We start from the raw sequence: 16,677 nt of genomic DNA on the forward strand, positions 1-16,677 counted from the left end.
GTCAGGTACCTGTTCGTCGTCGTACGGAAAATAGTGGTTACAGAGCGTCCCGGAAGCGGAGCCCCAGCCCCTGCCGGTCCACCGTCGCCAGCCTGCTGTTGGTGAACCGGACCGGTGACGGGCCAGCCAGGAGGCCAAGCTGCTCGAAGGATGCCTCCTCGACGTCCTCCACCATGGTGGGCTCCGCCAGGGTCAGGGCCAGCTGCCCGGACAGTTCCGGCAGCAGGTGCGGCATGACCTTGATGCTGTGGGTCCGTGCCAGCTCCACGATCCGCCGGAACGGGGTGATGCCACCCACCCTGATGATGTTGGGCTGGATAATGTCCACCGCCTCGGCCTCAATGAAATCGCGGAACCGGTAAATGGTGTGCAGGTTTTCGCCCAAGGCTATGGGCACCGGCGAGTGTTTCCGCAGCCTCCGGTAGGCCCAGAGGTCGTCCGCGCGGAGGGGTTCCTCCAGCCAGTCCAGCCCGTACCCGGCGAGGACCTCCAGGGCGCGGAGCGTGGTGGGCAGGTCCCACCTCTGGTTCGCATCTATCATGAGCCGGCGGTCAGGGCCCAGCACGGTGCGGACGGCGGCGACCCGTTCTGCGTCCTCGCGGAGGTCCGGCTTGCCCACCTTGATTTTCACGGCGCGGTGGCCTGCGGCGACCCAGCGTTCGGTCTGCGCCACGAGCTCCTCCAGGGTGTAGTGCAGGTTCACCCCGGAGCCGTACACCTCCACCGAGTCCTGCCGCTGGCCGATGAAGCCGGTCACCGAGGTGCCGGCACTGCGGGCCTGCACATCCCAGAGGGCAAGATCCACGCCCGCCATGGCGATCGTGGTGAGACCGCCCCCGCCGGCCTCGTGCAGCCGCTTCCACAACGCGTCCCACACCGTCTCCGGATTCGCCGGAAGGCCGGTTACAAAGGGGGCGATGTCGCAGTCCAGCAGCGCCTTGACCGCCTGGGGGCCGATGGTAGGTGTCCAGGAGAAGCCAAAGCCCGTGCCGCCGTCGTCCGTGTAAAGCTCGGTGGCGATCACGTGGTTTTCCGGCGCCTCGACGCCCCAGCTGCGGCGCAGCGGAACGGTGAGGAGCCGGGTGGTCAGCCCGGTGATGCGGGGAACGGTGCGGACGGTTTCCGCCGCCGGGGCGCTCATCAGCGGCCGGCCAGCTCGTGGCCCCTGGCGAGGATAGCTTTCAGTTCAACCAGTTGCTCCTCGCTGGGATCCACCAGCGGCGGCCGGACGGATCCAACCGGCAGTCCGGCCAGGCGCAGGCCGGCCTTGATCAGGGAAACGCCGAACCCGGGGGTCTGGTCGCGGAGGCGTACGAGGGGTGCGTAAAAGCCCTCGAGCAGGGCGTTGCGGCGGTCCTCGTCCCCGGATACGTAGGCGTCGTAGTAGGCCTTGGCGATTTCCGGGGCCATGGCGAACGCTGCCGAGGAGTAGAGCGGGATGCCCAGTCCCCGGTAGGCGCCCTGCGTCAGCTCGGCGGTGAGCAGGCCGTTGAAGAACGCGAAGTCTTCCCGACCGGAGGCCCTTACCGCGGAGACGATCTCCTGGGCCAGGCCCACATCGCCCAGGCCGTCCTTGAAGCCGATGACCTTCGGATTGGCAGCGAGCTTGGCCATGGATGCGGCCGTGAATTTGGCGTTGCCGCGGTGGTAGACGATGACCGGGAGGCTGCTGGCATTGGCCACGGCCTCGATGTAGGCCACCAGCCCGTCAGTGGGTCCGGTCACCAGGTACGGCGGGAGTACCAGGAGGGCGTCCGCGCCGGCCTCCTCGGCGGCGCGGGCAGCGGCGAGCGCGTGGCCCAAGGGTCCGCCGGCACCGGCCACTACGGGAACTTTTCCGGCGACAACCTCCACGGCGGCCGCCACCACGGTGCGGAGCTCTTCGATGCTGAGGGCATGGAATTCGCCAGTTCCGCAGGCGGGGAACACGCCGCCGGGGCCGAAGGGCAGCCGGGAGCCGATGTGGTCCTTGAGCGGTTCCACGTCAACGGCGCCTTCGGCCGTGAACGGGGTGACAGGGAAGAACAGTACGCCGTCGAATTTCATGGTGTCTCCTTGCCTCCGCCGCCGGCGGTAACCAGGGCAGTGGCCTCGTCGTTGAGGGTGGACTTCAGTTCGGTGCGCCAGCTGCGCCTGGGTTGCCAGCCCAGCAGTTCCTGGGCCTTGGCTATGGAAAAAGCGGGGCTGGTGCCGGTCAGGCCGGAGCTCAACGCCTCACTTCCCGGGAGGAAGGTGGGCATCAGCTCCGCGAGCGGCGCCGTTGCGAGCGCGTCGGCTGCCCCCACGAAGAAGGTTTCCCCGTTGGGAATGTCTTCCATCTTCTGCAGCAGCACGTCCAGGAAGTCCGCCACGTCCCGCGCATCCACATAGTTGAACAGGGCCGGCGCGGAGAGGGCGGGGTCGGCGAGGCGTTCGGCCAGGGTGTGCCCCTGCTGCGTCGGGGCCCCTTCCCATTCTTCCGGCGAGATCACAAAGCAGGGCCGGAACGCTGCATAGCGGATCTTCTCCCCCTGGGCGGCGGCGAACATCTGCACGGTTTGTTCGGCAATGTGCTTGGACAGCGCGTACGCGTTCCAGGGCTTTGGCGGCGTGCGCTCGTCCAGCGGGAGTGACGGCGGCAGCCAACCGGCCGGGCAGCCGTAACCAAGGACGGTGGGGCTGCTGGCGGTAACCACCTTGGGGACGCCCAGCTCCGTCGCCGCACTGATGACGGCGAAGGCTAGCCGGGTGTTGGTGGCGAAGATGACGTCCTCGGGCGCACTGAACGGTACGGCGATCGCCGCAAGGTGGATGACGGCGTCGGGCGTTGAGGCCCCTATCAGCCGCAACGCCTCACCCGGGGCAAGCAGGTCGGCGGTTTCCTGCACGACGCCGGACGGCAGCAGTTCCGCGGGCACGGCCTCGCGGTCCACCGAGATGACGTGATGGCCGGCCTGGGCCAGCCCGGCCACCACGCTGCGGCCCAGGCGGCCGGAACCGCCGGTGACTAAAATCCTCATGGTCTTTCCCTTACTTGCCGCGGCGGAGGTCGACGCCGAGGTCCAGGTCCTCGACCCGGACGGGCAGGGACGTTTCAAGCGAGCGGTTGCCGGCGATCCCCACCGACACCGAACGCAGCCCGTCCAGGTAGCCGGACGGACGGCCCAGGGGGTCCTCGCCCGGTCCGTTGAAGAGATCCGACAGGAGCAGCTCGTCACCGCCGCCATGGCCGCCCTCACCGTTGATGATCGGGACCTCGTAAGCGGCCTCCCAGTGGCGCTGGACCACCAGGCGCTCGCCGTTGCGGCGGACGGCGTCCTCTTCCTCAACCGGGGTTGCGGACGGGTCCACCACGGTTTTCTTGTCCGTGCTGTGCAGGACGGCGGCACGTTCCACCACTTCAAGTTCTGCGCGGCCTTCGGTGCCGTTGACCGCCACCCGGTAGCCTTCCCACGGGCTGTGGGCATTCAGTGAGTAGCTCAGGCGCGGTCCGCCCTGGTATTCCACCACCAGGGCCAGGTTGTCCTCGATGGTGATGCCGCCGGTGAAGACATCCTGGTCGCGGCGGTAGCCGTCGTAGTGTTCGTTATCCAGGAACAGGGCCTTGAGCCGCTCGTCCTCCCTCAGGTCAAGCGCGAAGGGGTCCTTGGCGCCGGCGGGGGCATCGGCGTCGGGCGTTCCACGTTCCGGGCGTGGGCCAAGGCCGCGCTCGGCGGCGTTCTTGTCGCCGTAAAACTTAAGGCCGCCGGAGGCGAAGACCCGCTCGGGCACGTCGTCGATCCACCAGTTGACCAGGTCGAAGTGGTGGGACGCCTTGTGGATGAGGAGGCCGCCGGAGTTCTTCTTTTCGCGGTGCCAGCGGCGGAAGTAGTCCGCGCCGTGCACGGTGTCCAGGACCCAGCTGAAGTCGATGGAGGTGATCTTGCCGATCACGCCGCTCTGGATGATTTCCTTGAGCGCGCTGTTGCGTGGCGAGTAGCGGTAGTTGAAGGTGACCACCACGTTGCGGCCGGTCTCGTGGACGGCCTGGACGATGCGGCGGCAGCTTTCGGCGTCGATGGTCAGGGGCTTTTCGACGACGACGTCCGCGCCGGCCCGGAGCCCCTCCACGATGTAGTCGGCGTGCGTGTAGTCCGGCGTGGTGACGATGATGCGGTCGATGTTGTTCGCCTGGACGAAACCGGTGAGCTGGGCGGGATCGAACGACGCCACTGGCCCGGGCGCGCCCAGTTCCTGGATGAGCTTCTGGTAGAACTCCACGCGTCCCGGGTTCACGTCCGAGAAGGCCACCAGCTCAGCGGTGTCAGCGTGCTTGCCGTAGATGGCACGGATGTACATCTCGGAACGGCCGCCGGTGCCGATCAGGGCAATCCGGGCTTTCCCGCCTTTCCGGGTGGCGGTGCCTGCAGCGGTAGCGGTCTCAGCGCCGGCGGCACTGCCGGCCTCTGAAGCAGCGGCGGCCGGCGTGGTCTCGGCTGTGTTGACCATTGGGGTCCCTTTCGAAAAAGCTCATGTCCCGCGGTGGGGCGGCGGTGTTCCGGCGGCGGTACTGTGCTGCACCGTGGCGGAGGGCTGAGAAAGCGTTTTCTCATTGCTCTATTAGAGTTTTATCAACCTGTCGGCAGATCCGTCAACCACTTCCAGAAAAGGAAGAAAGCGGTTTCCAGGCCTGCCGCCTGCGGCTCCGGCGCCTCCGCCGGGAAAACGGTCGGGAAAAGGATAGAAATCGGTTTCCCACTCCCGTATATGCTGTCTTTCAAAGCACCTGCCATGAAGGCCGGGCCCATCGGACGCCAAGCGTTCCCGGGGGCGCCGGCCGACGGCGCAAATGAAGGGTTCCCTATGGCCAGGAAATCGGCAAGCGGCCGGATCGGCATCGCGGATGTCGCCGTCAAGGCGGGAGTTTCCCACGCCACCGTTTCGCGTGTCATGAACGGCAACTTCACCGTGGACCCGGACATCGCGGCCAGGGTCCGGGCGGCAGCCGCAGAGCTGAAGTACCAGCCCAACCCGGTGGGCCGCAGCCTGGCACTGGGCAAGACGGACACCATCGGCATCGTGGTCCCCGACCTGGCCAACCCCACCTTCCAGGCGATCCTCCGCGGCCTGAGCCGGGCCGCGGCGCAGGACGGCTACCGGGTCCTCATTGCGGACTCATTCGAAGTGTCCAGCGAGGAATCCATCCTGGCGGGTGAAGCGCGGCGGCGCTGCGACGGACTGGTCCTCTGCGCCCCGCGCATGACTGACGCGGAACTCGAAGAGATTGCACCCTCGCTCCACCCGCTGGTGCTGATCAACCGCACCACCACGGCACCGGACGTCCCCAGCCTGGTGGTGGACTACGGCCAGGGCGTCCAGGACATCGCCGAACACCTGGTGGAACTCGGCCACACCCGTCTGGCCTTCCTGGCCGGGCCGCCCCGCAGCGCCTCCAATGAGATGCGGCTCAAAGGCCTGGAGAAATTCAAGGCAGCCCATCCCGAAGTGGACGTCACCATGCTGGAGGGCGGATCGGACTTCGACACCGGGCATGGGGCCGTGGATGCCGTGCTGGCCAGCGGGGCCACCGGAATCCTGGCGTTTAATGACCTGGTGGCCATGGGCCTGATGAGCGGCCTCCATGAGCGGGGCCTGGACGTCCCCGGCGATATTTCGGTGACGGGCTTCGATGACATCCCCTTTGCCAGATATACGACGCCGGCACTGACCACCGGCGCCGTCCCCATCACCGAGCTGGGCGAGCAGGCATGGCACCAGCTCCGGGCGCTGATCCGCAAGGAAGGGAACGACACCCCCGGCGGCCGCTACCAGCCGCGCCTGGAAGTCCGGGCCAGCACGGGCCCGGCAAAGGCGCCGCGCAGCACGGTCCACGGCTGATACCTAGGCAGGCGGCGGCTTCAGGAGCACATCGATGAACTCGCGCAGCCCGTCGGCCACATCCACATCCTTGTCGTAGAGCCACTGCAGCTGCAGGCCGTCGGAGACTGCCACCACCAGCTTGGCCAGGTCGCCGGCGGGCAGGTCCGAGCGCGCCTGCCCGGCAGACTGGCGGCGTTCAATGTCTGCCGCCAGCACGTCAACCACCTCGGCGTAGCGCTCCTTGAAGTAGGCATGCGAATCGTGCCCGGGGTCATTGGCGGTGGCTGATGCCACGGCATACAAGGTGGTAAGCCCGGGCTCACGGCGGTTCCGCTCCGCGGAGCGCACCATCAGCGCCAGCCCCGCCTCCTCGGCATCCATTGCCGCGAGGCTACGGCGGTCCCGCTCGGCCAGGACCGCCGTCAGCAGTTCCTGCTTGCCGCGGAAGTAGTGGAAGAGGGTCGCTTCCCTGACCCCCACCAGCTCTGCCACGCGCTTCAGGGCGGTTCCTTCAAAACCTTCAGTAGCAAAAACGTCCGTGGCCGTCTGGATGATCTGTTCGCGGCGTTCCGCTCCCTTGGCGTACTGGCCGCGCGGCTTTGATGAAGGCATCAGGCCAGTGTATTTCACCAACTTTCCAGAAAATCTAGTCAGACTCGGTTTTTATCGCTACGATCAATCCCACGGCCCAACGGAGGGTCGCTTTTTGTCAGGAGGCACCGTGGCCATCAAGACCATCACCGAGGATTCCGCAGGACTGCCTGCCGGCGGAACCTCATCCAGCACTGTTACAACCGCTCCTGCTGGAGCGCCGACCCGCACACCCCGCGCCTACGTCATCGGCATGCCGATCGCCAGCGCCGGGCTTTGGATGGCCGTCCTGGCCCCGGCCCTGGTGGTGCTGGCCATCAAAGTTTCAGAAATCACCACGCCGGAAACGCGTGCAGGTGCGCTCAGCCTGGTGGCCGGCGTCGGAGCCCTCATTGCGCTCCTGGCCAACCCCTTCTTCGGCCGGTTGAGTGACCGCACAACGTCCCGCTTCGGCATGCGCAAGCCATGGATCGTGGGCGGCTCCCTGATCGGCTTGGCATCCCTGGTCCTGCTGGGGTCCGCCACCAACGTCACCGGCGTCATGGTTGCCTGGGTCATCGCGCAGCTCAGCTTCAACGCAGCGCTGGCGGCCCTGGTGGCCACCCTTCCGGACCAGACGGCACCCGCCGAGCGCGGCCGCCTCTCAGGACTGATCGGGATGACCCTGCCGGTGGGCCTGGTCGCCGCCGCGTACTTCGCCCAACTGTTCGACAACGCCTTCCAGATGGCGGTAGTCCCCGGCGTGGTAGGGACCGCCGTGACCCTCGCCTTCGCCTTCACCTTCAAGGACCGCGTGCTGACGGAGAAGCCCGCCCCGCTCAACCTGAAGGAGATTGCCGGTTCCTTCTACTTCAACCCGCGCACCTACCCCGGCCTCGGTTGGGCCTGGTTCACCAAGTTCCTGGTGTACGTCGGCTACTGCGCCGGGCTGCTGTACCTGCCGTACTTTTTCGCCGACCACCTCCACGTTGCAGAAACCGCAGTTCCAGGGCTCGTTTTCCAGGCGACCCTGGTCAGTTCCGCGGGCACCGTGGTCACCAGCCTCGCCGGCGGTTGGATCAGCGACCGGATCGGCAAGCGCAAGGCCATGGTCATCGCCTCCGCCATCATCATGATGGCCGGCCTGATTGTCATCGCCACCAGCAGCACCACGGACCAGGTCCTGGTGGGACAGGCCCTGGCGGGCCTGGGCCTTGGCTGCTTCGGAGCGGTCGATGTGGCCCTCATCGCGGACCTCCTGCCCGGGAGCCAAAGCGAGAACGCCAAGACCTTCGGCGTCTTCAACATCGCCCAGGCCCTGCCCCAGTCCCTGGTACCCGCCATCGCCTTCCCCGTCATCACCCTTGGCGGCTACCCCGCCCTCTTCATCGGCGGAGCCGTCGTCGGCATCATCGGCGCCGTCCTCGTCACCCGCATCAAAGGAGTCAAGTAAATGAATCCCACACTCTCCCCCGCCGTCACGGCTCCCGCCGCCGATTCGCCGGATGCAGAAGCACGCATCCTTGAACTGGCCGAAAGCCTCTCCCTCGAAGAACAGATCCAGCTGCTGACCGGCGCTGATGTCTGGGCAACCCACGCCCTGCCCTCCATCGGCCTGTCCCGTGTTGTCATGTCCGACGGCCCCTCCGGCGTCCGGGGTGAGGACTTCGACGAGCGCCACGACTCTGTTTCCCTGCCGTCGTCGTCCGCACTGTCCGCAACCTGGAGCGTGGAAACAGCGCGCCGCTATGGCCAGGTCCTGGGCCAGGAGGCCCGCCGCAAGGGCGTCCACGCAGTCCTGGGCCCCACCATTAATCTGCACCGTTCGCCGTTGGGCGGCCGGCACTTCGAATGCATGAGCGAGGACCCGCGCCTGACCGCCACGATGGCGGCCGGGTACGTTGCCGGCGTCCAGTCCATGGGCGTAGGGGCAACACCCAAGCACTACATTGCCAATGAGGCTGAAACCGAGCGTTTCACGTCCAACTCTGTGGTGGACGAGCGCCCCCTGCGCGAGCTCTACCTTGCAGCCTTCGAGGACGCCATCACCGAGGCGCGCGCCTGGCTGGTGATGAGCTCCTACAACTCCATTAATGGCACCACGGCCAGCGAAAACGAGCTCCTGAAGACGCCGCTGTCCACCGAATGGGGCTTTGACGGCGTCGTCGTCTCCGACTGGACCGGCGTCCGCTCGGTGGAAGCCGCCAACGCCAACCAGGACCTGGAGATGCCGGGACCGGCAGGCCACTGGGGCCCCAAGCTGCTGGCGGCCGTGAATGTCGGCCGCGTGAGCAGGTCCGCCATCCTTGAAAAGGTGGTCCGCATCCTGCGGCTCGCCGCCCGCGTCGGGTCGCTCGACGGAGTCTCCCCCGCCGCCACGGAACAGCCAGCACCTTTGAATGCCGCCGCCGTCGCCCGCGAAGTGGCAGTGCGTGGTGCTGTCCTGGTGCGCAACAGGGACGGCCTGCTGCCGCTGGATCCGCAGGCACTGGCAAGCGTCGCCATCAGTGGCCACAACGCGGAGGAGGCCCGCACCCAGGGCGGCGGCAGCGCCACCGTCATGCCCAAGCAGAACATCTCACCGCTTGAGGGCCTGCGTGCGGCGCTTCCGGAAGGTGTCCGCGTCAGTTATGCGCGCGGCGCCAAGGTGGCGGAGGGCCTGCAGGCTTTCCCCCGCACCTCGCTGCATAATCCGGTGTCCGGTGTGCCCGGCCTGCGGGTGACCTTCCTGGCCGGCGACGGGTCCGTCATCTCGGGGGAGGACCGGCTGGCGTCGCACCTGATCTGGTTTGGCATCGGCATCCCCGAGGGCGCAGCGGCCATCCGGATGGAAACGGAGTGGACCGCGCCGTCGGCCGGCATCCACCACCTGGGCATCGGCACCGTGGGCCGGGTCCGGCTGTCCCTGAATGGTGACGAGGTGTTCAATGGCGGGCTTGAGGACGACACCGACGTGCTCGGCGCGGCCCTGTTCGACCCGCCCAAGACCGTCCACCCCATCACCACCGCCGCCGGGGACACGGTCCGCGTCGAGGCCGTGTACGACCTCCCTGCGGACCAGGCCATCCCCTTCACGGCCATCCTCCTGGGCGAGGAAACGGTGGTGGATGACCCGCAGGCAGAGATCGACGCCGCAGTCGAGGCCGCCCGGACCGCCGATGTGGCGGTGGTGGTGGTGGGAACCAGCGCGGCCATCGAATCCGAGGGCTTTGACCGCAAGGACCTGGACCTTCCGGGCCGGCAGAACCAGCTGGTGGAAGCGGTGGCGGCGGTGAACCCGCGCACCGTGGTGGTGGTGAACTCCGGCTCACCCGTCCTCATGCCCTGGCTGGACAAGGTGGGCGCCGTCCTGCTGGGCTGGTTTGGCGGCCAGGAATTCGGCCGTGCCATCGCCGACATCCTGCTGGGTGCAGAAGAACCGGGCGGCCGCCTTCCCACCACCTGGCCTGCAGCCCTGGCTGACGTCCCGGTCCTGGACACCACCCCGGTGGACGGCAAGGTGGTGTACTCCGAGGGCATTCACATCGGCTACCGTGCGTGGCTCAGGCAACAGGCTGCCGGGGGTGCCGCACCGGCTCTTCCCTTCGGCTACGGCCTGGGCTACACCACGTTCGAGCTCGGCGCCCCGCATGCACGGGAGTCAGTCCCGGCCGGCTCCGACGTCGTCGTCCACGTTCCGGTCCGCAACACCGGCAGCCGGTCCGGCCGTGAAGTAGTGCAGGTGTACCTGGACCGGACCGAATCCGCTGTGGAACGGCCCGTCCGCTGGCTGGCGGGCTACGCGGGCACGCACCTGGCGCCCGGCGGCACCGAGAGCGTCGAGGTCCGGATTCCGGCCCGCTCCTTCGCGCATTACGACGGCGGCTGGCAGTTTGAGCGCGGCACCTTCCGGATCCTCGTGGGCCGTCACGCGGAGGACGACTTCCAGGAACTGGAAATCGAGGTCCGCTAGCCCACTGCGCCGGGCTGGGCGGGGTTATCCCTGCCCAGCCCGGCTTCTTTGTAGAACCCTTTGATATGGCCTGCCACCAGCTCCGCCGCCCGGCCGCCGTCGCCGTTCCTGACCGCAGCCAGGATGGCGTGGTGCTCGGCATGCAGGCGCGAGGCAGTTGCCTTCCAGTCCGGCAGGTTCCCCGTCAGTTCCGCGGCGTACCCCTGGATGGATTCGCGGAGCGAGCCCATCATGGCGCTGACCACTGCATTGCCTGCGGCGTTGGCCAGGGCCAGATGGAACTGGACATCGAGGGCCAGGAATTCCCCCACGGGCAGGCCTTCCGGAGCATCCATCGCCGCCAGGAGCGTGGCCGCATCGTCAAGCTGCGGCGCGTCCCGGCGGGCCCTCGCAGCGGCCCAGGACTCCAGCAGGACCCGGGTTTCCACAATGTCCGCCACGGGCAGGTGCTGGGTGGCCACGTGCAACCGAAGGGCTGAGCCGAGGGCGGCGGTGGGATCCGAAATCACCACTGTCCCGGCATCCGGGCCGGAGCCAACGCCGGACCGCACCACGCCCATGGCTTCAAGAATCCGGATGGCCTCGCGCACGGAGGTCCGGGAAACCTGGAGCTGTTCTGCCAGCGCGCGCTCCGCCGGGAGCCTGCCGCCTACGGCCAGGTCGCCGGCTGACAGACGATCCTCGATCCAGTGCAGAACCAGCTGGTGGGTGCGCATAGCAAAATAGTAGTTGATGTGGTTGGACCACATCACCTAGAGTGTGGCTGGACCATAGGAGGAGCCATGACCCACACCATCCAGCCCAACAACCCGGAGGCTACCCCGGCTCCGGACGCCACGGACGTCCCCGCAGCCCCGGCACCTGCCAAGGCTCCGTCGTCGGCCGCCCTTCCCGCAGCCCTGAAGCGCCGCGTCCCCAAGTACTCAGACCTGGCACCCCTGATGCAGTTCAAGAAGCCTGGGTTCAGCAAGGCTGCCCGACTGCAGCGGGCCAGCACCATTTGGGAACTCCGCGACATCGCCAAACGCCGCACCCCGAAGGCGCCCTTCGACTACACGGACGGCGCCGCCGAAGAGGAAATCACCCTCCGGCGCGCCCGCCAGGCTTTCCTGGACATCGAGTTCCGTCCGGGCATCCTGCGGAACGTCTCCAGCATCGACCTCAGCACCGGGATCCTCGGCAAGCCGTCGCGGCTGCCGGTCGGCATCGCCCCCACCGGCTTCACCCGGATGATGCAGTCCGAGGGCGAGTACGCCGGCTCCCAGGCCGCGGAAGCCGCCGGTATCCCCTACACGCTGTCCACCATGGGCACCGCCTCCATCGAGGACGTGGCCGCCGCCGCCCCGAACGGGCGCAACTGGTTCCAGCTGTACCTGTGGACGGACCGGGACCGCTCCCTGGAACTGATCGAACGCGCCGCCAGGGCAGGCAACGACACCCTCATGGTCACGGTTGACACCGCCGTGGCCGGCGCCCGGCTCCGGGACGTCCGCAACGGCATGACCATCCCGCCGGCGCTGACGCTCAAGACCGTCCTGGATGCCTCCTACCGGCCGGCCTGGTGGTTCAACTTCCTCACCCATGAGCCCCTGACGTTCGCCTCGCTCTCCCGCTACACCGGCACCGTGGCGGACCTGATCAACTCAATGTTCGATCCCACCCTGACGTTCGGGGACCTGGATTGGCTGCGGGAAACCTGGAAGGGCAAGCTCGTGGTCAAGGGCATCCAGACCGTGGAGGACGCCCGCCGCGTGGTGGACCACGGGGCCGACGGCGTGGTCCTGTCCAACCACGGCGGCCGCCAGCTGGACCGGGCCCCTATCCCGTTCCACCTGCTCCCCGAGGTCAAGCAGGCCTTCACCGCTGACAACAGCAAGGCCGCCATCATGCTGGACACCGGCATCATGAGCGGCGCGGACATCGTGGCGGCACTGGCCCTGGGCGCCGACTTCACGCTGATCGGCCGCGCCTACCTCTACGGACTGATGGCCGGAGGCCGCGCAGGCGTGGACCGGACCCTGCAGATCCTGGAAAAGGACATGGCCCGCACCATGGCCCTGCTGGGTGTCAGCCGCGTTTCCGAGCTCACCCCGGACCACGTGCGGCTGCTGGCCAAATAGGTCCTGCCTCTTCCGGCCGAACCCTACTTCTTGCGTCCGAACTTGGGCAGGTTGGGGAGGCTGGCCAGCAGGTCGGCCGCCCTCGTGGCCGCCCGGCCAACGGTGCGTCCGATCTGCTGCGGAACGGTATCGTCGCTCAGCGGGGCGGCCGTCCCGCCGGGAATCACGACGGCGGGGCTTAGCTCGGCGCCTTCCCGCACCAGCAGGGGCGCCGGGACCTCTTCCCGGGGTTTCTGCGACGCCGCCGGTTGCACCGTCCTGGGGGCCGGCGGCAGCGAAGCGGCCGCAGCGGCAACGCCCTCCTGCAGGTGGGCTGGGACGTCCGGGGCGGTCGCTGCCTGGGCCGGTGCTGACTGAGCTGCTGCTGACTGGGCCGCTGCTGACTGATCCGCGCCGGCAGGTGCGGCGGCGGCATTGCCGCCGGTGCCGACGTCGAACGTTTCCAGCCAGCTGGCGATGCCTTCCAGCGGGCCCCGGTTCAAGGCGTAGTAGCGCTTCTGGCCCTGCGCCCGCATGCTGACCAGCTGCGCTTCACGGAGGACTTTCAGGTGCTTGGAAATGGTGGGCTGGCTCGCCGCCAGTTCCTCCACCAGTTCCCCCACGGCTTTGTCTCCTGCCCGAAGGGCCACCAGGATGTCCCGCCGGGTGGATTCCGCTATGACGGCAAATACGTCGTCTGTCACCATGCCTCCCACCCTAGCGACATATACGTCTAAAGGCATCAACTATTTCGGCGGCGCGAAGTTCCGGCTGGACTAGTCGAACCAGGGATCCAGCCCGTGCAGCGGGAATACTGCCTTGCGGGTGGCCATGACGGTGCGGTCCACGGCGTCATTGGGGTCGAAGCCCACTTCCCAGGAGCGCCACCAGAGCTCCACGTCGTCCCCCATGAGGGCGGGCGCCTCCCTGCCGAACTTCTCCATTACGTACTGCCGCCAGTCCGCCGGCACGGGTGCCCGCAGCGGTACCGGGCGTCCCGCGGCGATGGCCACCAAGTGGCTCCAGGCCCGTGGCACCACATCCAGCACGTTGTAGCCTCCGCCGCCGGTGGCAATCCAGCGGCCGCCGCAATACCTTTCGGCAAGGTGCCCGACGGCGTTCGCTGCCTCGCGCTGTCCGTCCACGCTGAGGTTGAGGTGCGTGAGGGGGTCGCTGCGGTGCGAGTCACAGCCGTGCTGGCTCACGATCACCCCGGGTTCGAAGGCACCCACCAGTTGCGGCACCACGGCGTAGAAGGCGCGCAGCCAGCCGGCGTCGGAAGTGCCCGCAGGCAGGGCGACGTTCACGGCCGTCCCCTCCGCCGCGGGGCCACCCACCTCGTTGGCGAAGCCCGTGCCGGGAAAGAGAGTCAGCCCCGTCTCGTGCAGCGAGAGCGTGAGGACCCGGGGATCGTCCCAGAAGATGTTCTGCGTGCCGTCGCCGTGGTGCGCGTCGACGTCGATATAGGCCACCTTGCCCACGCCGCCGTCGAGCAGTTTCTGCACGGCAAGGGCGGCGTCGTTGTAGATGCAGAATCCGCTGGCGCGTTCCCGGGCGGCGTGGTGCATGCCGCCGCCGAAGTTCACCGCGTGGACGGCCGAACCATCCAGCACGCGCTGGGCCGCCAGCAGCGAGCCGCCGGCCAGGCGCGCCGCGGCCTCGTGCATGCCCGCGAATGCCGGATCATCCTCGGTTCCCAGCCCGCGCGACTCGTCCGGCCGGGAAGGGTCCGCACTGACCCGGCGGACTGCTGCAACATAATCAGCAGAGTGGACGGACTCCAGTTCCGCGTCCGACGCGACCTCCGGGGCCGCCAGGTCAACGTGGTCCAGGTCGAAGAGCCCCAGGCTGCGGGACAGGCGCGCGGTCAGGTCCATACGCTCCGGCGCCATGGGGTGGCCCGGCCCAAAGTTGTAAGCTGTCATGTCAGGACTCCACGCCACCATCGTTGGCGGCGCGGGCTGGCTGAGTCCGGGCAGGTATGTCATCAATCACAGGCTACCCGAGCCCACGCTGCCGCCGGCCCGGCCATGACGCGGGCTTTAGTGGTTTACTACTGAAGGAAGCCGTTTCAACCGAGGAAAACCCACACATGACGCAAAGCCAGTCGAGGCCCCGGACTCCGGCCCCCTGGCACCCCCCGGCGCAGGAGCGGGAGGGCCTCTGGATCTTCACGCGGCTGCGCGACTTCATCGACGACATCGCCAACACCTCCCCCGCACGGCTGGCGCTGACCGCGTTCGCCGCCGTGTGCACGGTATTCACCTTCCTGCTGTCCCTGCCCGTATCATCGGCTGACGGAACACCCACCCCCGTCCACCAGGCCCTGTTCACGGCTGTCTCCGCGGTGTGCGTCACGGGACTCACGGTGGTTTCGACGGCGGTCCACTGGTCCTTCTTTGGCCAGTTGGTGATCCTGGTGGGCATCTTCATCGGCGGTTTGGGCACGTTGACGCTGGCGTCGCTGCTGGCGCTCATGGTGAGCAAGCGGCTGGGTGTCCGGGGCAAGATCATTGCTGCGGAGTCCATGAACAACGCCGGCCGCCTGGGCGAAGTGGGCACGCTGCTGCGGATCGTCATCACCACTTCCGTGGTCATCGAGGGCATCCTGGCGCTCGCCCTGGTCCCGAGGTTCCTCACCCTGGGCGAACCGTTCTGGCAGTCTGTCTGGCACGGCGTCTTCTATTCCATTTCGTCGTTCAACAACGCTGGCTTCACGCCGCACTCGGACGGCATCGTGCCCTACGAGACGGACCTGTGGATTCTGATCCCACTCATGGTGGGGGTCTTCCTGGGCAGCCTGGGGTTCCCGGTGGTGATGGTCCTGCAGCAGAACGGCCTGAACTGGAAGAAATGGAACCTCCACACCAAGCTCACCATCCAGGTGTCGCTCATCCTGCTCGCCGCGGGCACGTTCCTGTGGGCCCTGATGGAGTGGGACAACGCCCGGACAATCGGGCCGATGGCCATCGGCGACAAGATCACCCATTCCCTTTTTGCCTCGGTCATGACGCGTTCGGGTGGATTCAACCTGGTGGACCAGAATCACATGGAATCCACCACCAAGCTGCTGACTGACGCGCTGATGTTCGCAGGCGGCGGGTCGGCGTCGACGGCGGGCGGCATCAAGGTGACCACCATCGCCGTGATGTTCCTGGCCATCGTTGCCGAAGCCCGCGGCGATGCCGACGTGAAGGTGTACGGCCGGACCATCCCGCAGGGCACCATGCGGGTGGCCATTTCCGTCATCGTTGCCGGCGCCACGCTTGTTTCCGTCTCCGCCTTCCTGCTCCTGCAGTTCAGCGGCGCATCACTGGACCGGGTACTGTTTGAGACGATTTCGGCCTTCGCCACGGTGGGCCTGAGCACCGGCCTCAGCGCGGAGGTTCCGCCCGAGGGCGTCTACGTACTGACAGCCCTCATGTTCGCCGGCCGTGTGGGCACCGTGACCCTCGCCGCTGCACTGGCCCTGCGCCAGCGCAGCCAGCTGTACCACTACCCCGAAGAGAGGCCGATCATTGGCTAGTTCCACAGATGCCCCCCGGCGCCCCGCCCACAATGCTCCGGTACTGGTGATCGGGCTGGGCCGCTTCGGATCATCCACCGCCGAGCAGCTGGTCAAGCAGGGCCGGGAAGTACTCGCCATTGAACGGGACCGGAACCTGGTGCAGAAATGGGCGCCCCTCCTGACCCACGTCGTGGAGGCCGACGCCACCAATATTGACGCACTCCGCCAGCTGGGTGCCCAGGAGTTCAGCTCCGCCGTCGTGGGCGTGGGCACCTCCATTGAGTCCTCGGTACTGATCACCGTGAACCTGGTGGACCTGGGCATCGAGCACCTCTGGGTCAAGGCCATCACCCCGTCGCACGGCAAGATCCTGACCCGTATCGGCGCGAACCACGTCATCTACCCCGAGGCCGACGCCGGTGTCCGCGCCGCACACCTGGTCTCCGGGCGCATGCTGGACTTCATCGAGTTCGACGACGACTTTGCCATCGTGAAGATGTACCCGCCGCGCGAAACCGTGGGCTTCACCCTGGACGAGTCAAAGGTCCGCTCCAAGTACGGCGTGACCATCGTGGGCGTGAAGTCCCCGGGTGAGGACTTTACCTACGCCCGGCCCGAGACCAAGGTGTCATCCCGGGACATGCTCATAGTCTCCGGCCACGTGGACCTGCTGGAGAGGTTCGCGGCCCGGCCGTAGCCGGAGCCACGCC

14 protein-coding genes are annotated in these 16,677 nt (G+C 67.5%); 6 read left to right on the forward strand and 8 right to left on the reverse strand.

Annotated features, from left to right (window positions below; translation table 11 throughout):
- Positions 1-37: 37 nt before the first annotated feature.
- Genes ACWRN3_RS10685 through ACWRN3_RS10700 form a run of 4 tightly spaced genes read right to left on the reverse strand, consistent with a single transcriptional unit; the run spans position 38 to position 4,467 of the window.
- A complete protein-coding gene (locus ACWRN3_RS10685; RefSeq protein WP_255173228.1) occupies positions 38-1,141 on the reverse strand; it encodes a mandelate racemase/muconate lactonizing enzyme family protein in 1,104 nt (367 codons plus the stop codon).
- The gene (locus tag ACWRN3_RS10690; protein WP_476740628.1) at positions 1,141-2,046 is read right to left on the reverse strand and encodes a 5-dehydro-4-deoxyglucarate dehydratase; all 906 of its coding nucleotides are present in this window, start codon (positions 2,044-2,046) and stop codon (positions 1,141-1,143) included. Before ACWRN3_RS10690 ends, ACWRN3_RS10685 begins: the two co-directional genes overlap by 1 nt.
- Positions 2,043-2,999 carry an NAD-dependent epimerase/dehydratase family protein gene (locus ACWRN3_RS10695; RefSeq protein ID WP_255173230.1) on the reverse strand — a complete coding sequence of 319 codons (957 nt, stop codon included), beginning with the start codon at positions 2,997-2,999 and terminating at the stop codon, positions 2,043-2,045. Before ACWRN3_RS10695 ends, ACWRN3_RS10690 begins: the two co-directional genes overlap by 4 nt.
- Before the next feature lie 10 nt (positions 3,000-3,009).
- On the reverse strand, positions 3,010-4,467 hold the full coding sequence (locus ACWRN3_RS10700; protein WP_255173231.1) for a Gfo/Idh/MocA family protein: 1,458 nt from the start codon (positions 4,465-4,467) through the stop codon (positions 3,010-3,012).
- Between the two features lie 354 nt (positions 4,468-4,821).
- On the opposite strand from ACWRN3_RS10700, the gene ACWRN3_RS10705 reads away from it, so the two are divergent.
- A complete protein-coding gene (locus ACWRN3_RS10705) occupies positions 4,822-5,856 on the forward strand; it encodes a LacI family DNA-binding transcriptional regulator (protein ID WP_255173232.1) in 1,035 nt (344 codons plus the stop codon).
- A 3-nt stretch (positions 5,857-5,859) separates the two neighbouring features.
- Here ACWRN3_RS10705 and ACWRN3_RS10710 read toward each other — a convergent pair whose 3' ends face one another.
- On the reverse strand, positions 5,860-6,450 hold the full coding sequence (locus ACWRN3_RS10710; protein WP_476740629.1) for a TetR/AcrR family transcriptional regulator: 591 nt from the start codon (positions 6,448-6,450) through the stop codon (positions 5,860-5,862).
- 109 nt (positions 6,451-6,559) lie between these two features.
- Here ACWRN3_RS10710 and ACWRN3_RS10715 point away from each other — a divergent pair, with 109 nt between their 5' ends.
- Positions 6,560-7,861, forward strand: a complete 1,302-nt coding sequence (locus ACWRN3_RS10715; RefSeq protein WP_324643074.1) for an MFS transporter — start codon at positions 6,560-6,562, stop codon at positions 7,859-7,861.
- Positions 7,862-10,360 (forward strand): beta-glucosidase, encoded by a 2,499-nt coding sequence (locus tag ACWRN3_RS10720; RefSeq protein ID WP_476740630.1) that lies wholly within the window; start codon positions 7,862-7,864, stop codon positions 10,358-10,360.
- On the opposite strand, the gene ACWRN3_RS10725 is transcribed toward ACWRN3_RS10720, so the two are convergent.
- Positions 10,357-11,076 carry a FadR/GntR family transcriptional regulator gene (locus ACWRN3_RS10725; protein WP_255173236.1) on the reverse strand — a complete coding sequence of 240 codons (720 nt, stop codon included), beginning with the start codon at positions 11,074-11,076 and terminating at the stop codon, positions 10,357-10,359. The two genes, ACWRN3_RS10720 and ACWRN3_RS10725, sit on opposite strands and share 4 nt — an antisense overlap.
- A 66-nt stretch (positions 11,077-11,142) precedes the next feature.
- Here ACWRN3_RS10725 and ACWRN3_RS10730 point away from each other — a divergent pair, with 66 nt between their 5' ends.
- Positions 11,143-12,480: an alpha-hydroxy acid oxidase gene (locus tag ACWRN3_RS10730; protein WP_476740631.1), complete on the forward strand. Its 1,338-nt coding sequence runs from the start codon at positions 11,143-11,145 to the stop codon at positions 12,478-12,480.
- A 23-nt stretch (positions 12,481-12,503) separates the two neighbouring features.
- Here the strand turns inward: ACWRN3_RS10730 and ACWRN3_RS10735 are convergent, their stop codons facing one another.
- Together ACWRN3_RS10735 and ACWRN3_RS10740 are read right to left on the reverse strand one after the other, a co-directional pair.
- A complete protein-coding gene (locus ACWRN3_RS10735; protein ID WP_476740632.1) occupies positions 12,504-13,166 on the reverse strand; it encodes an ArsR/SmtB family transcription factor in 663 nt (220 codons plus the stop codon).
- Between the two features lie 69 nt (positions 13,167-13,235).
- A complete protein-coding gene (locus tag ACWRN3_RS10740) occupies positions 13,236-14,447 on the reverse strand; it encodes an acetoin utilization protein AcuC (RefSeq protein ID WP_476740633.1) in 1,212 nt (403 codons plus the stop codon).
- A gap of 104 nt (positions 14,448-14,551) precedes the next feature.
- On the opposite strand from ACWRN3_RS10740, the gene ACWRN3_RS10745 reads away from it, so the two are divergent.
- Both ACWRN3_RS10745 and ACWRN3_RS10750 read left to right on the forward strand, forming a co-directional pair.
- Positions 14,552-15,985 carry a TrkH family potassium uptake protein gene (locus ACWRN3_RS10745; protein WP_255173239.1) on the forward strand — a complete coding sequence of 478 codons (1,434 nt, stop codon included), beginning with the start codon at positions 14,552-14,554 and terminating at the stop codon, positions 15,983-15,985.
- Positions 15,978-16,664 (forward strand): potassium channel family protein, encoded by a 687-nt coding sequence (locus ACWRN3_RS10750; protein WP_026265713.1) that lies wholly within the window; start codon positions 15,978-15,980, stop codon positions 16,662-16,664. The genes ACWRN3_RS10745 and ACWRN3_RS10750 overlap by 8 nt, the downstream gene beginning before the upstream one ends.
- Positions 16,665-16,677 lie beyond the last annotated feature (13 nt).

The organism is Pseudarthrobacter sp. rb (genome assembly GCF_056389225.1).

What these genes read in the sequence shown, in the direction of transcription:
- ACWRN3_RS10685 (WP_255173228.1), bottom strand. Translation starts at nt 1,141, where the DNA reads ATGAGCGCCCCGGCGGCGGAAACCGTCCGCACCGTTCCCCGCATCACC.
- ACWRN3_RS10690 (WP_476740628.1), bottom strand. Translation starts at nt 2,046, where the DNA reads ATGAAATTCGACGGCGTACTGTTCTTCCCTGTCACCCCGTTCACGGCC.
- ACWRN3_RS10695 (WP_255173230.1), bottom strand. Translation starts at nt 2,999, where the DNA reads ATGAGGATTTTAGTCACCGGCGGTTCCGGCCGCCTGGGCCGCAGCGTG.
- ACWRN3_RS10700 (WP_255173231.1), bottom strand. Translation starts at nt 4,467, where the DNA reads ATGGTCAACACAGCCGAGACCACGCCGGCCGCCGCTGCTTCAGAGGCC.
- ACWRN3_RS10705 (WP_255173232.1), top strand. Translation starts at nt 4,822, where the DNA reads ATGGCCAGGAAATCGGCAAGCGGCCGGATCGGCATCGCGGATGTCGCC.
- ACWRN3_RS10710 (WP_476740629.1), bottom strand. Translation starts at nt 6,450, where the DNA reads ATGCCTTCATCAAAGCCGCGCGGCCAGTACGCCAAGGGAGCGGAACGC.
- ACWRN3_RS10720 (WP_476740630.1), top strand. Translation starts at nt 7,862, where the DNA reads ATGAATCCCACACTCTCCCCCGCCGTCACGGCTCCCGCCGCCGATTCG.
- ACWRN3_RS10725 (WP_255173236.1), bottom strand. Translation starts at nt 11,076, where the DNA reads ATGCGCACCCACCAGCTGGTTCTGCACTGGATCGAGGATCGTCTGTCA.
- ACWRN3_RS10730 (WP_476740631.1), top strand. Translation starts at nt 11,143, where the DNA reads ATGACCCACACCATCCAGCCCAACAACCCGGAGGCTACCCCGGCTCCG.
- ACWRN3_RS10735 (WP_476740632.1), bottom strand. Translation starts at nt 13,166, where the DNA reads ATGGTGACAGACGACGTATTTGCCGTCATAGCGGAATCCACCCGGCGG.
- ACWRN3_RS10740 (WP_476740633.1), bottom strand. Translation starts at nt 14,447, where the DNA reads ATGACATACCTGCCCGGACTCAGCCAGCCCGCGCCGCCAACGATGGTG.
- ACWRN3_RS10745 (WP_255173239.1), top strand. Translation starts at nt 14,552, where the DNA reads ATGACGCAAAGCCAGTCGAGGCCCCGGACTCCGGCCCCCTGGCACCCC.